Genomic DNA, 14,900 nt, shown 5'->3' on the forward strand with positions numbered 1-14,900 from the left:
AAATGCCCGCAGGGCGGGCATTCGAGGTTGCTGACAAAGTCCGTATGGCGGTAGTAACGGATAGATCGTAAAGACGCTGTAAATACATCCCTGTACGCTCGGATTGCGCCATCCCTGGCGCAAACGCTTTACTCTTCTATTCCGTTACTCCCGTTCTCGTTCGATAAATAGGTTTGTCAACAGCCTGAAATGCCCGCGAGGCGCGGCATTTCAGGTGAGTGGTAGGATGAAGAAAGAGCGAGTTATTTCTTCGCTTCTTTCTCTTCCATTTCACGTGCCCAGCGCGGGTGGTGTTTACGCGCCCAGCGTTTAGAGACTTTGCCTTCAATCATCCCTTTGATCGACCCTTTGACCCAGAACGCCATATACATATGGATCAGAATGGCATGGATGAGGACGATGGCTGCAACCGCATGAATCAGAATGGCATAGCGCACGATATCAATCGGGAACAGGTGGGCAAAGTAAGGACGCCACATAATCACACCGGTAATCAACAGCACCAGTGCTAGCCCCATAATGCTCCAGAACATCATCTTCTGACCTGGATTGTATTTACCCACTTCTGCGACTTCATGCTCATTGCCTTTCAACACTTCAATAATGTTGAGGAACCACGGCAGATCGCGCTTCTTCGGAATGTTATGACTAACAAACCGGAAGAACATCGGAATCAGACAAATGACGATCAACACACCAAAAAACGGGTGCAGAATACGTCCCATTTGTGGTGTACCAAACGTCTGCGTCAACCATTGCAGGGTTGGGAAAAACAAAGCAATACCCGAGAGTGCGACCAGGAAAAAGCTAATCACCACAATCCAGTGACAGATGCGATCGATAAACTTGGTACGCAAAATCATTTGTGGTTTACTCATGTTTGTCTCCCCCTTCTTTGTCTTCTCCCTCGTGCTCATGCTCCATTTCTTCCGTGTTTGGACCCACACCGACGTAGTGGAACATTAACCCAGCGAATGTGGCGACAAACCCTAACGCGGACAGCGGTTTCAGAATGCCTTTCCACAGATTGACCGGCGTGGAAATCTGCGGGTTATCTGGCAGATTGTGATAGAGCGATGGTCTGTCCGCGTGGTGCAGAACATACATCACGTGCGTACCGCCCACGCCCTGCGGATCGTAGAGGCCTGCGTGCTCATAGCCACGGTTTTTGAGATCGGCGATACGTTCTTCCGCCAGATACTTCATCTCTTCTTTCGTACCGAAACGAATGGCACCTGTCGGACAGGTTTTCACGCAGGCAGGTTCTTGCCCAACGCTGACTCTATCGACGCACAGCGTACATTTATAGACGCGGTTATCTTCTTTATTCAGACGTGGGATATTGAACGGGCAACCGGCGATGCAATAGCCGCAGCCGATGCAATGCTCGGACTGGAAATCGACGATACCGTTGGCGTACTGAATAACCGCGCCAGCGGAAGGGCAAGCTTTCAGGCAGCCCGGATCGCTACAGTGCATACAGCCATCTTTACGGATCAGCCATTCCAGACGATCGTTCTCTTCCACTTCGGAAAAGCGCATCAGCGTCCAGGATTTGGCGCTCAGATCCGCTGGGTTATCATAAACCCCGAGGTTATGGCCGACTTCATCGCGGATGTCGTTCCATTCTGAGCAGGCAACCTGGCAGGCTTTACAGCCGATGCAGGTTGTCACATCAATCAGTTTTGCCACTTCGCTTTTGTCATTACGCACATGCGGAGGCGGTGTAAAGCCGTTGGTGGCCGAACGTTTAATAATATCTTGTGATTGCATTGACATAATTGGCTACCCTTACACCTTCTCTACATTAACCAGAAACGCTTTGTATTCAGGCGTTTGTGAATTAGCGTCGCCGACGCTTGGGGTGAGTGTATTAGCCAGGAACCCTTTACGCGTGGTTCCTTCAAAGCCCCAGTGGCAGGGGATACCCACGGTTTCCACGCTGCGTCCGGCAATTTCCAGCGTCTTGATACGCTTGGTGACTACCGCTTTGGCTTTGATGTAGCCACGCTGGCAGGAGACTTTGATTTCATCGCCCGCTTTAATGCCTTTGCTCTTCGCCAGATTTTCACCGATCTCAACAAACTGTTCCGGCTGCACAATCGCGTTCAGACGTGCGTGTTTTGTCCAGTGACGGAACAATTCGGTAATCGAGTACGTTGTCGCCACGTAAGGGAAGTCCTTCGCGGTGCCCATGGTTTTCGCATCGCGTTCAAACAAACGCGCTGCCGGGCTGGACACCACCGATGGATGCAGCGGGTTGGTGCCGATAGGGGATTCGATCGGTTCGTAGTGCTCAGGGAACGGCCCATCGACCAGCTTGTCTACGGAGAACAGACGTGCCAGACCTTCCGGCAGCATGATGAACGGCCCGGTGTCTTTGCCCGGTGGTACGGTCGCGGCGAAATCAGGCACATCAATGCCTTGCCATTTCTGACCATTCCATTCCAGTAATTTACGTTTGCTGTCCCACGGCTTACCTTGTAGGTCGGCAGAAGCGCGGTTATAGAGGATGCGACGGTTTTGCGGCCAGCACCATGACCAGTTCGGTGTGCAGCCCAGACCGGCATCCGCATTGTCGCGTCTGTCCATCTGGTTACCCGCTTCCGTCCAGCTACCGGCATAGATCCAGCAGAAGCTGGATGTGGAGCCGTCATCGCGCAACTGCGAGAAGTCAGCGACCTGTTGGCCTTTCTTCAGGATCAGTTTGCCGCTGTCATCGTAGATATCGGCCAGCGCCATGCCGTTGGCTTCACGAGCGATCTCTTCCGGTGTCGGATCTTCCGGGTCTTTATAGTTCCAGTTGATGTTCATCAACGGATCGGGATACGTACCACCTTCTTCGCGATACAGCTCACGCAGGCGCATCAGCAGTTTACCGAGGATCTTGCCGTCGTGATGGGCTTCTCCTGGTGGCTCAGCCGCCGCCCAGTGCCATTGCAGCCAGCGGCCTGAGTTGGCGATAGAGCCATTCTCTTCGGCAAAACAGGAAGAAGGCAGACGGAAAACTTCAGTCTGAATGGACTTCGTATCCACGTCATTGAATTCGCCATAGTTCTGCCAGAACGTGGATGTCTCGGTGACCAGAGGATCGATGATGACCATATACTTGAGTTTGGAGAGGGCTTCTGTCGCTTTATTTTTGTTGGAAAACGCAGCAACGGGGTTGAAGCCCTGAACGATATAGCCGTTCATTTTGCCTTCCACCATCAACTCGGTTTGCACCATAACATCGTAACTACGATCCCACTTCGGCAGCCAGTCATAACCCCAGTTATTCGACGCTTGAGCATTATCGCCGTAGAAACTCTTCATCATGCTGATAAAGAATTTCGGCGTGTTCTTCCAATAGTTAACCTGGTCGGGCAGCAGTGCGGTCGGCGTGATTTGTCCCAGATAGGTTTTCAGATCCGTTTGTTTTTCTGACGGCAGCGGCATATAGCCCGGAAGATTTAATGACAGCAGACCAAGGTCGGTATAACCCTGAATATTTGAGTGGCCGCGCAGCGCGTTGATACCGCCGCCAGCCATACCGATGTTGCCAAGTAAAAGTTGGATCATCGCCGCTGAACGAATGATTTGTGCACCGTTAGTGTGGTGCGTCCAGCCTAAGGCGTACATAAACGTCGCCGTTTTATTCGGTACACAGGTTTCGGCTAGCGTGCGACAGATCGTTTCATAATCTTTGGCGGATGTACCGCACAGGGATGTCACCATTTCTGGCGTATAGCGGGAAACGTGTTTCTTCAGCAGGTTCCACACACAGCGCGGGTGAGATAGCGTGGTGTCGCGTTTGGCAAAGCCGGATTCATCAAGCTCATACTGCCAGCTGGATTTATCATATTGACGTTTTTGTGCGTCGTAACCGCTGAACAAGCCTTCGTCAAAGCTGAAATCGTCTCGTACGATCAGGCTGGCGCTGGTGTAAGATACCACATACTCATGATGAATTTTATCGTGTGTAATGAGGTAGTTAACGATACCTAACAGAAAGGCGGCATCTGAACCTGCGCGAATGGGAGCGTAGAGGTCGGCAACGGCTGCGGAGCGGTTAAAACGTGGATCGACAACGATCAGTTTCGCATTATTGTGCGTTTTTGCTTCAACGGCCCACTTGAAACCGACCGGGTGTGCTTCTGCCGGGTTGCCGCCCATGACGATGATGACGTTGGCGTTTTTGATATCAACCCAGTTGTTGGTCATGGCGCCACGGCCGAATGTCGGTGCCAGCGCGGCAACCGTTGGCCCGTGGCACAGGCGAGCCTGGCAGTCGATGGCGATCATGCCCAGAGAACGGGCAAATTTTTGGTCGAGAATACCCGTTTCGTTGCTGGCGGCAGAAGAACACAGCATACCGGTAGTCAGCCAGCGGTTGACGGTGTCGCCTTTGGCGTTAGTCCGTTGGAAGTTGGCGTCACGGTCTGCTTTCATCAGGCGTGCGATACGTTCGATCGCATCGTCCCAGCTGATTCGCTGCCATTTGTCGGAGCCGGGGGCGCGGTATTCAGGGTAGAGCAGGCGGTTTTCGCTGTGGATATAGTCGACCAGACCCGCACCTTTCGGGCAAAGGGAGCCGCGGCTGACTGGATGATCCGCGTCACCCTCGATATGAAAAACGGAAGGTTTTGCATTCTTGGCGCCATCGCCCAGGCTATACATGAGCACACCGCAACCGACCGAGCAGTATGTGCAGTTGTTACGTGTCTCTTTCGCGCGTAACAGCTTATATTGACGTACTGATGCCATTGCTTCTGTGGGTGTAAAGCCCAATACCGCGAGAGTGGTTCCAGCCATTCCCCCCGCGCAAACTTTAAAGAAACCTCTTCTATTGAGTTGCATTAGTTTCCCTGTGTCATTATGTGTCATTTTTGTTGCGAGCAATTTAACAACACATAAAATGTGGGTTTTGCGCGAAATCAAAATTTAAGTATTTAACCCCCCATTGCACCCATAAAGAGGTATGTTTTTTATTCGCTATATATTATAATGCATAACGATTTTGTTATTTCATGGTTACAAATCATGCGAAGCAGCGAGTCAGCCAGAAAGAAATAAGCGGGGATTTGTGGCGAAATTGTTGCAGAAAAAAGCCGGATAAGAATCCGGCTTGATGGGGAGGTTATTTGACTTGCATACCTGGCTGAGCGCCGCTGTCTGGGCTTAGCAGGAAGATATCTTTCCCACCTGGCCCAGCAGCCATCACCATCCCTTCCGATATGCCGAAGCGCATTTTACGCGGTGCCAGATTAGCAACCATCACGGTTAAGCGGCCTTCCAGCTTTGCCGGATCGGGATAGGCTTCACGGATGCCGGAGAAGACCTGGCGGGTTTCGCCACCGAGATCCAACGTCAAACGTAATAGTTTGTCAGAACCATCAACCAATTCAGCCTGTTTAATCAAGGCGATACGCATATCGACTTTGGCAAAATCGTCAAAGCTAATCGTGTCCTGTACCGGATTGTCCGCCAGCGGACCGGACACGACTTTTTGCGCCGTGACCATGTCTTCTTTAGAGGCGTCAACCATCGCGTTGACTTTATCCAGATCGATGCGGTTGAACAGCGCTTTGAATGGACTTACCTGATGGCTCAGCAGCGGGGCGGTGATCGCGTCCCAGCTCAGTTCCGTGTTCAAGAACGCTTCTGTCCGCTGTGCCAGTGCAGGCAGCACCGGCTTCAGGTATGTCATCAGCACGCGGAACAGGTTGATGCCCATTGAGCAAATGGCCTGAAGATCGGCATCCCGGCCTTCTTCTTTCGCCACAACCCACGGTGCTTGTTCGTCGACATAGCGGTTGGCGATATCCGCCAGCGCCATAATTTCACGAATGGCACGGCCTGATTCACGACTGCTATAGGCTTCCGCAATACTCGTGGCAGCGTCGGTGAAGGTTTTGTACAGCTCGGCGTCGGCCAGTTGGTCCGCCAGTTTGCCGTCAAAACGTTTGTTAATAAAACCGGCATTGCGCGATGCCAGGTTTACGACCTTGTTCACGATGTCAGCATTCACGCGCTGCACGAAATCTTCCAGATTAAGATCGATGTCATCAATGCGAGAAGACAGTTTTGCCGCGTAGTAGTAGCGCAGGCAATCAGCATCCAAATGTTGAAGATAGGTGCCTGCTTTAATGAAGGTGCCGCGTGATTTAGACATCTTGGCGCCGTTGACCGTGACATAACCGTGTACGAACAGGTTCGTCGGCTTACGGAACCCGCTGCCTTCCAACATCGCCGGCCAGAACAGGCTGTGGAAATAAACGATGTCTTTACCGATGAAGTGATACAAATCTGCGTCTGAGTCTTTCTTCCAGAAATCATCAAAATTCAGATCGCCACGTCTGTCGCACAGATTTTTGAACGACCCCATGTAGCCGATTGGTGCATCCAGCCAGACATAAAAGTATTTGCCCGGTGCATCAGGAATTTCAAAACCGAAATACGGTGCGTCGCGGGTAATGTCCCACTGTTGCAGACCAGAATCGAACCACTCCTGCATCTTGTTGGCGACTTGCTCCTGCAATGCGCCAGAGCGCGTCCAGGCTTGAAGCATCTCGCTGAACGCGGGCAAATCGAAGAAAAAGTGCTCAGTGTCACGCATCTCTGGCGTGGCACCAGACACCACTGACTTCGGTTCGATCAGCTCTGTCGGGCTGTAGGTCGCGCCGCAGACTTCGCAGTTATCGCCATATTGGTCAGCAGCCTTACATTTCGGGCAGGTGCCTTTAACGAAACGATCCGGCAGGAACATGCCTTTTTCTGGATCGTACAGCTGAGAAATCGTGCGATTTTTAATAAAGCCGTTCTCTTTCAGGCGGCGATAAATCAGACCAGACAGCTCACGGTTCTCTTCGCTATGCGTGGAGTGGTAGTTGTCATAGCTGATATTGAAACCGGCAAAGTCCTGTTGATGCTCTTGACTCATTGCCGCAATCATCTGTTCTGGCGCAATCCCCATCTGCTGTGCTTTCAGCATGATTGGCGTGCCGTGGGCGTCGTCCGCACAGATAAAGTGAACCTGGTTGCCGCGCATTCGCTGGTAACGAACCCAAATATCAGCCTGAACGTGTTCAAGCATATGACCGAGGTGAATCGAACCATTAGCGTAAGGCAGCGCGCACGTTACCAGGATTTTCTTTGCGACTTGAGTCATGAGGAACTTGCTTTCTTTTGTGAATAGAGGGAGATCGATGTTAACCGATAGCGCCTTGCTGCGTAAACCGCTGGCGTGAGTAAAACGGCAGGAAATCCCCTAGCTGATTTTAATTTGCGTAGTGTTTCCACGTTTTTGATGACGAAGGGCCTCACGCTTTCCTCGCTCTGGTATGCTATATACGATCTCAACGGTCAAATATGAGAATTTCAAGGAGCCGGAATGAACGCGACAGTCCCCGAACAACGCCCTGAAGCACTACGTGCGATGGTCGCCGGGGTTTTATCTACTTTTCAGCACCCGACACTGAAAAATAATCTGACGACACTCAATGCGCTGCGCCATTGTGCGCTGTTGGATAACGTGTTGCATATCGAACTGACGATGCCGTTTGTCTGGCTGAGCGGTTTGGCAGTATTAAAAGAAACGGTTAGCGATGAGCTATTACGTTTATCAGGCGCAAAGGCGGTCGAATGGCGTTTAACGCATGACATCGCTACGCTGCGGCGGGTTAACGAGCAGGCTGGTGTGAAGGGCGTGAAAAACATCATCGCCGTCAGTTCCGGGAAAGGCGGCGTCGGCAAATCCAGTACGGCGGTCAACATGGCGCTGGCATTGGCGGCTGAAGGTGCCAATGTGGGCATTCTGGATGCCGATATCTACGGTCCTTCCATTCCGACCATGCTGGGATCGGCCAGTGAGCGCCCAACCTCGCCGGACGGTCAACATATGGCTCCGATTATCGCGCATGGTCTGGCAACCAACTCGATTGGTTATCTGGTTACGGACGATAACGCGATGGTGTGGCGTGGGCCGATGGCCAGCAAGGCATTATTGCAACTGTTGCAGGATACGCTTTGGCCGGATCTGGATTATCTGGTGCTAGATATGCCGCCGGGTACGGGCGATATTCAATTGACGCTGGCGCAAAATATTCCCGTCACCGGTGCCGTCGTCGTGACGACCCCGCAGGATATCGCGCTGATGGATGCCATGAAAGGTATCGCGATGTTTGAAAAAGTCAGCGTGCCGGTACTGGGTATTGTTGAGAATATGAGCGTGCATATCTGTAGCAACTGTGGGCATCTGGAGCCGATTTTCGGTACGGGTGGCGCGCAGAAGCTGGCGGAGAAATACCACTGTTCCCTGTTAGGTCAGCTTCCGCTGCACATCTCCCTGCGTGAGGATCTTGATCGCGGTGAGCCGACGGTCGTCAGCCAGCCGGAGAGTGAATTCACGTCTCTGTACCGTGAGCTGGCGGGACAGGTTGCCGCTCAGCTTTATTGGCAGGGTGCCGTTATTCCCGGCGAAATTTCTTTCCGCGCGCTGTGATTCAACACTGTCCCACTCACCTGTTGCCTGGTAACGCGTGTTAGCAGGCAACAATGGGGGGAGGTGCGTGATACAGAACTTATCGCCTCATGCGGTTAAAGCTATCGATGATGTCTATGTCCGCAAAGAAATATTGCTCACTAGCGTAGCGTTCTCTCAGGCACTCTTTCAGCACCGTTAAAGAGCGAAGATGCGCAGTTTGTGTTTTTTCAATTTTGATTGATTCCAACAAATTTTGCCGATGCTGGTCGATTTTCTTTTCTCGTGTTTTTTGTGATGCCGCACCAAGCTCTTGCCAGATCATGCCCGATAGTGATGGATCGTGTTCTTGTTCTTTCAACTGATTTTTGATCGCTTCCATCCGATTTTTAAGTAACGCATTAATAGCCGGAATGACTTGTGAGTCAAAATTGAAAGAAACATCAACATATTTATGGTACATGTTCAAAATGGTCCAAATATCATTATCTTTCTTGGCTTGTGACAAAATTACCATAAGGTGATGTTTTTTCTCTTTTTCATCAGAATCTTGTTCACGGTCGGGATGAAGTACTTTCGCGATCTTCCGGTATAACTGTGTGAGATGATTCAAATCTAATGCGCTATCAGTAGGGGGGGTAGACTCGTCTTCGTCCTGCTCGTCACTGTCACTAAAAAAATCGCTCTCGTGATGCTGAATATATTCTTCAATTTTTTCCCGCATTTTATTGGGATCTTTCATCATATCGAGTAATTCATCATCGGAAAGTTCTTCAACAAAACTAAATCGTTCTTCCAGAACATCACGGACAAAATCCAACTGTTCTTCTAAAGGTGGTTCATCCTTTTGATGCAACGCATTCAAGGCGAAGAACTGATCGGATAATTTATCGATATCAAGATGGCTATTGAAGGGGTAATTACGTAGCCTAGATAGCTCTTCATCGATCCAATGGAAGAGATCCTCTCGATCTCCTTTGCCCAATGATTTTTTCTCAGCAAAAGAAAGCAAACGTGCCGTTTTATTATAAACAGCCTGCATGTAGTCGTGTTCGTATGGCAGAAGTTCGCGCTGAAAATCACTGAATAGATCTGCCTGGTTTTTCTTCAGCTTATCGATTTTTTTCTGGTACTTCTCAATATTTAACCAGTAAAATTGAAATTGCTCTTGGGGAGTTTGAGGAGGGGCTGCCTTGTCGACTTTCTTGACAACCTTCTTTTTTACCAGTTTTGAGTGAGCCATCGTATCTACCAAGTCAAAACAGCCAAAGAAACCAAAGCTTAAATACTACCGATTCTCACCAGTCGCTGTCCATGAGTTATTCCATTTCCTTTGCGATAATAGTGAAACTGTAACCATTGAGAATTTTTGCTACCGGTAGCTGAAAATAGATATTGGACATAGCCAATTCAGGGAAAGGGTGGCGTGAAGGGGGGTAACTCCCTATAATTGCCGCGTCAAAGCGCCCGTTGGCGCATTCCCCTCTCTTTTATTTATGTTAATCAGGTCGTTAATACCATGACTGATCAGTCTCACCAGTGCGTCATCATCGGGATCTCAGGAGCATCCGCTTCGGGTAAAAGTCTTATTTCCAGCACCTTGTATCGAGAATTGCGCGATCAGGTTGGCGATCAGCATATCGGGGTGATATCTGAAGACAGCTATTATAAAGATCAAAGCCACCTGACGATGGAAGAGCGGGTAAAAACCAACTATGACCACCCAAGCTCAATGGATCACAGCCTGTTGCTGAAACATTTGCAAATGCTGAAAGCGGGTCAGGCGATTGAAGTCCCGCAGTACAGCTATGTTGAACATACCCGCAAGCAGGAAACGGTGCATATCGAGCTGAAAAAGGTCATTATTCTGGAAGGTATTCTGCTGCTGACGGATGCACGTCTGCGCGATGAGATGAATTTCTCTATTTTTGTTGATACACCGCTGGATATTTGTCTGTTGCGTCGCATGCGCCGTGACGTGAATGAGCGCGGACGCTCCATGGATTCCGTGATGGAACAGTATCAGAAAACCGTGCGTCCGATGTTCCTGCAATTTATTGAGCCATCCAAGCAGTACGCCGATATTATCGTGCCGCGCGGCGGGAAAAACCGTATTGCGATTGATATTTTGAAAGCCAAGATAAGCCAGTTCTTTGAATAATATCTCCTGAAGCATTCAGGTTGCGTGACCGGCGTTGACGTTTGGTACACGCCGCCGCAGTGTAATGTATGACGGAAAGAGATGAGGTTTATCTGATAGATACCGGTGTCGAATGGAGAATAAGATGAGACTGTGTGACCGTGACATTGAAGCCTGGCTGGATGATGGCCGACTGGTGATTACGCCCCGTCCGCCAACCGAGAGAATCTCTGGCGCGACCGTTGATGTTCGCCTGGGAAATCAGTTTCGCGTCTTCCGCGGACACACTGCGCCTTTTATTGATTTAAGCGGGCCGAAGGATGAGGTCAGTGCGGCGTTGGATCGCGTCATGAGTGATGAAATCAATTTACCGGAAGGCGAAGCATTCTTCCTGCATCCGGGAGAGTTAGCGCTGGCGGTGACGTTTGAGTCAGTGACGCTGCCCGATGATTTGGTCGGCTGGCTGGATGGTCGCTCTTCGCTGGCACGTCTGGGATTGATGGTTCACGTCACCGCACACCGTATTGATCCAGGTTGGCAAGGAAGAATTGTGCTGGAGTTCTATAATTCAGGTAAGTTGCCGCTGGCGCTACGCCCCGGCATGATGATTGGCGCTCTGAGTTTTGAACCGCTTTCCGGGCCAGCGGCTCGTCCATACAACCGCCGTCAGGATGCCAAATATAAAGACCAACAGGGTGCGGTAGCGAGCCGGATCGATAAAGACTAAGCCTCTTAGGGCTAGGTATCTTAGGGCTAGGCATCTGGCGACAGGCTTGCAAGGTAAACAGCAGGTGGCCGTGCGTTTCGCAATGAGGATGGCATGAGAAGATTTCTGACGACGCTGGCAATTCTGCTTGTCGTGCTGATAGCAGGAATGACGGCTTTGGTCGTACTGGTTAATCCCAATGACTTCCGCGCCTACATGGTGAAGCAAGTTGAGGAACGTAGCGGCTATCGCCTTCAATTGGATGGCGATCTGCGCTGGCATGTGTGGCCGCAACTGAGCATATTATCAGGCGGGATGTCGTTGAGCGCGCCGGGAGCCCGTGCGCCGATTGTCAGCGCCGAGAACATGCGTCTTGATGTGCAGCTGTGGCCGCTGCTTTCGCACAAGCTAGCGGTCAAGCAGGTGATGCTGAAAGGTGCCATTATTCGCCTGACGCCGGAAAGTGAAGCCAAACAGGCCAACAATGCGCCCATTGCCCCTGCGGGATCGCAGACTCCATCCGAAGAACAGCGCTGGCGGTTGGATATTGATAAGATAAAAGTCGCCGATAGCCTGTTAGTTCTGCAACGCAGCAATAATGAACAGATTAATGTTCGCGATATTAATCTTGCGCTGGAGCAGAGCAGCGACCGTCAGGTCAACATCGAATTATCAAGCCGTATCAATCGCGATCAGCGCGATGTTGCCTTTTCGCTTAATGCCGATGTCGATCTGTTGCACTTCCCTCTGCAGGTTAATGCCAATATCACCAGGCTGGACTTCCAGCTTCAGGGCGCTGACGTACCGGCAAGTGGGATAAGCGGAACAGGGAGCGTTCAGGCCAGTTATCAACAGCAGCCTGAAAAAATCACGTTTAGCCAGCTTTCATTGAATACCAATAATAGCCAACTGTCGGGGGCGGGGAGCGTGACGCTGGGCGATATCCCACATTACGATTTGGATCTGCTGTCGGAGAAGCTGGATGTAGACTCCCTGCTGGGAATTGCGGCGACAAAGGAAAACAGTACTTCCAACGCGCCGGCTAAATCCTCAGCGCCTGTTATTTCAAATGAAAGTGGGTTAACCAAGCCAGAAGACAGTCTACAGGCATTCACCGCGCGTCTGTCGCTACAGGCTGCGACGGTGGTCTATCGCGGGCTTGATGTCCGTCAGTTCACGCTACGGGCAGAAAATCAGCCGGGATTGTTGGATATTACGACGTTGAGCGGTGAACTGGGCAGTGGGCATTTCTCATTACCTGGTAAAGTCGTGACGAAGCCATCAACCAGCATCACGCTACGGCCAGAACTCAAGGATGTTGAATTATCTCAACTCATGTCCGCGTTTGCGTTGCCCGCCGAGACGGTCAGCGGAAAATTGTCGATGGCAGGACAGTTCAACGGCAACAGTTTTACGCTACCTGCGTTGCTCCATCAGTGGCAGGGAACGGCGACGTTGCAGGCCAATAGCGTCCGTCTGCAAGGGTTGAATATTCAGCAAATGGTGCAGATGGCTGTCGCGCGTAGCAACGGTAATGTGCGGGGACAAGAGCGCTACGAGCGTTATACCGAGCTGCAACAGCTGACAGGAAAAGCCCAGTTGAATGCGGGTAAATTGCGTCTTACCGATCTCAATGGCCGTTCAGAACTGCTATCACTCAGCGGGGGGGGACAATTCGATCTGCCTGCCCAGACCTGCGATGTTAATGTGAATGTCTCTATCACTCAAGGATGGCAGGGCGATGAGCAACTGGTCAGCGTGCTGAAAAACACGGCGATCCCGTTACGCGTCTATGGCGAGTGGGATAAATTAAACTACCAGCTACAGGTAGACCAACTGCTGCGTAAACGCCTACAGGACGAGCTGAAGAAACGCCTGAATGACTGGGCAAGCCAGAATCAGCAAAGTCAGAAGGGTAAAGACCTGAAGCAACTCCTCGACCGTCTTTAATTTTCTAAATATGCCGTTTTAGCTGGTTTGCTGACTCCTGTCAGCAAACCAGCAGCCTCTCCCCAACATTTTCTTTTGGTTTGTCATCCTTCTCCAGGCCGGCTTTGTGCTCGGTGTCTCTTTTTTAATGCTACATATTAATATTTTTCTCTTTTTTTATTTTCTAAAGCAGTAAACTTCGCTCCCTATTTTCGGTGCGGTGCGACTCCGTTGCCGGGGAATGTCTGTCAGATCATTTATTACTCAGGTATCGAAACACACTATGCTCGAACTTTTGATTGGTGTTGCTGTAACGATTCTGGTTGGTCGTTACATTATAAAAGGGTATTCCGCGACTGGCGTATTGCTGGTTGGGGGCCTATTACTTTTGGCAATCAGTGCCATGCTGGGGAAAAACGTCCTGCCTGCCAGCGCGAAAGCGACAGGCTGGAGCGCAACGGATATTGTTGAATACGTAAAAATTTTGCTGATGAGCCGCGGTGGCGATCTCGGCATGATGATTATGGTGCTGTGTGGTTTTGCCGCTTATATGACGCACATTGGTGCCAATGATGTCGTCGTCAAGCTGGTTTCCCGTCCGCTGAAAATGATTAACTCGCCTTATCTACTGATGATTGCGGCCTATTTTGTCGCCTGTCTGATGTCGCTGGCGGTGTCATCGGCAACCGGGCTGGGGGTGCTGTTAATGGCTACGTTATTCCCGGTTATGGTGAACGTTGGTATTAGTCGCGGAGCCGCTGCCGCAATCTGTGCCTCTCCGGTGGCGCTGATCCTGTCGCCGACGTCAGGCGACGTCGTGCTGGCGGCTCAGGCATCGCAGATGAAACTCGTGGATTTCGCCTTTAAGGCCACGTTACCTATTTCTATCATGGCGATCGTGTGCATGGCCGTCGCGCATTTCTTCTGGCAGCGCTATCTGGATAATAAAGCGAATGTCAGCCATGAAATTCTGGACGTCAGTGAAATCAAGACCGATGCCCCACGTTTTTACGCCATTCTGCCGTTTACGCCGATCATTGGTGTACTGGTCTTTGATGGTAAATGGGGGCCGGAACTTCACATTATTACCGTGCTGGTGATCTGTATGGTGCTGGCTGCGGTGCTGGAATTCGCCCGTTCGTTCAATGCGCAAAAGGTGTTTGATGGGCTGGATGTGGCTTACCGTGGGATGGCCGATGCTTTCTCGAGTGTGGTCATTCTGTTGGTCGCAGCCGGTGTCTTTGCTCAGGGGCTTGGCACTATTGGCTTTATCAGCGGCCTGATTGGCCTTGCGCAGTCATTTGGCAGCGGTGGGTTAGTGATTATGCTGGTGTTGGTTGCGATCACGATGCTGGCTGCGATGACGACGGGTTCGGGTAACGCGCCGTTTTATGCGTTTGTTGAACTGATTCCAAAGCTGGCGTCGCAAATGGGCATCAACCCGGCCTATCTGGCCATTCCGATGCTTCAGGCTTCCAATCTGGGCCGTACTATTTCTCCGGTATCTGGCGTAGTGGTTGCTGTTGCCGGTATGGCAAAAATATCACCGTTTGAGGTGGTGAAGCGTACGTCGGTTCCGGTTTTGGTTGGGCTGATAGTGGTGGTTATCGCCACCGAGATCATGGTGCCTGCCTGATAGCAGAAATTAGGTAAACAGCAGCACC

The 14,900-nt window shown here is 51.0% G+C and carries 10 protein-coding genes; 5 read left to right on the forward strand and 5 right to left on the reverse strand.

The annotated features are described in order from the left end of the window. Positions 1-242: 242 nt before the first annotated feature. The 4 genes from fdnI to metG form a co-directional block, all read right to left on the reverse strand. Entirely contained in the window at positions 243-878 is a 636-nt protein-coding gene (gene fdnI, locus LCF41_RS06720) for a formate dehydrogenase-N subunit gamma (RefSeq protein ID WP_225087390.1), read from the reverse strand. Then, entirely contained in the window at positions 871-1,779 is a 909-nt protein-coding gene (gene fdxH, locus LCF41_RS06725; protein ID WP_225087391.1) for a formate dehydrogenase subunit beta, read from the reverse strand. Before fdxH ends, fdnI begins: the two co-directional genes overlap by 8 nt. 12 nt (positions 1,780-1,791) lie before the next feature. Next, the gene (gene fdnG / locus LCF41_RS06730) at positions 1,792-4,839 is read right to left on the reverse strand and encodes a formate dehydrogenase-N subunit alpha (RefSeq protein ID WP_225087392.1); all 3,048 of its coding nucleotides are present in this window, start codon (positions 4,837-4,839) and stop codon (positions 1,792-1,794) included. A gap of 280 nt (positions 4,840-5,119) precedes the next feature. Next, the gene (metG, locus tag LCF41_RS06735; protein WP_225087393.1) at positions 5,120-7,150 is read right to left on the reverse strand and encodes a methionine--tRNA ligase; all 2,031 of its coding nucleotides are present in this window, start codon (positions 7,148-7,150) and stop codon (positions 5,120-5,122) included. Between the two features lie 222 nt (positions 7,151-7,372). On the opposite strand from metG, the gene apbC reads away from it, so the two are divergent. Then, on the forward strand, positions 7,373-8,482 hold the full coding sequence (apbC, locus tag LCF41_RS06740) for an iron-sulfur cluster carrier protein ApbC (RefSeq protein ID WP_225087394.1): 1,110 nt from the start codon (positions 7,373-7,375) through the stop codon (positions 8,480-8,482). 79 nt (positions 8,483-8,561) lie between these two features. On the opposite strand, the gene LCF41_RS06745 is transcribed toward apbC, so the two are convergent. Beyond that, the gene (locus LCF41_RS06745) at positions 8,562-9,704 is read right to left on the reverse strand and encodes a hypothetical protein (RefSeq protein ID WP_225087395.1); all 1,143 of its coding nucleotides are present in this window, start codon (positions 9,702-9,704) and stop codon (positions 8,562-8,564) included. A 276-nt stretch (positions 9,705-9,980) separates the two neighbouring features. Here LCF41_RS06745 and udk point away from each other — a divergent pair, with 276 nt between their 5' ends. From udk to dcuC, 4 genes are all read left to right on the forward strand, one after another. Beyond that, positions 9,981-10,622 carry a uridine kinase gene (gene udk / locus LCF41_RS06750; RefSeq protein WP_015839564.1) on the forward strand — a complete coding sequence of 214 codons (642 nt, stop codon included), beginning with the start codon at positions 9,981-9,983 and terminating at the stop codon, positions 10,620-10,622. 124 nt (positions 10,623-10,746) lie between these two features. Then, a complete protein-coding gene (gene dcd / locus LCF41_RS06755) occupies positions 10,747-11,328 on the forward strand; it encodes a dCTP deaminase (protein WP_225087396.1) in 582 nt (193 codons plus the stop codon). 93 nt (positions 11,329-11,421) lie between these two features. Next, positions 11,422-13,257 (forward strand): outer membrane assembly protein AsmA, encoded by a 1,836-nt coding sequence (gene asmA, locus LCF41_RS06760; protein ID WP_225087397.1) that lies wholly within the window; start codon positions 11,422-11,424, stop codon positions 13,255-13,257. A gap of 262 nt (positions 13,258-13,519) precedes the next feature. Next, entirely contained in the window at positions 13,520-14,872 is a 1,353-nt protein-coding gene (gene dcuC / locus LCF41_RS06765) for an anaerobic C4-dicarboxylate transporter DcuC (protein ID WP_225087398.1), read from the forward strand. Positions 14,873-14,900: the final 28 nt, after the last annotated feature.

It is taken from the genome of Pectobacterium colocasium (assembly GCF_020181655.1).
Taxonomy (GTDB): Bacteria; Pseudomonadota; Gammaproteobacteria; order Enterobacterales; family Enterobacteriaceae; genus Pectobacterium; species Pectobacterium colocasium.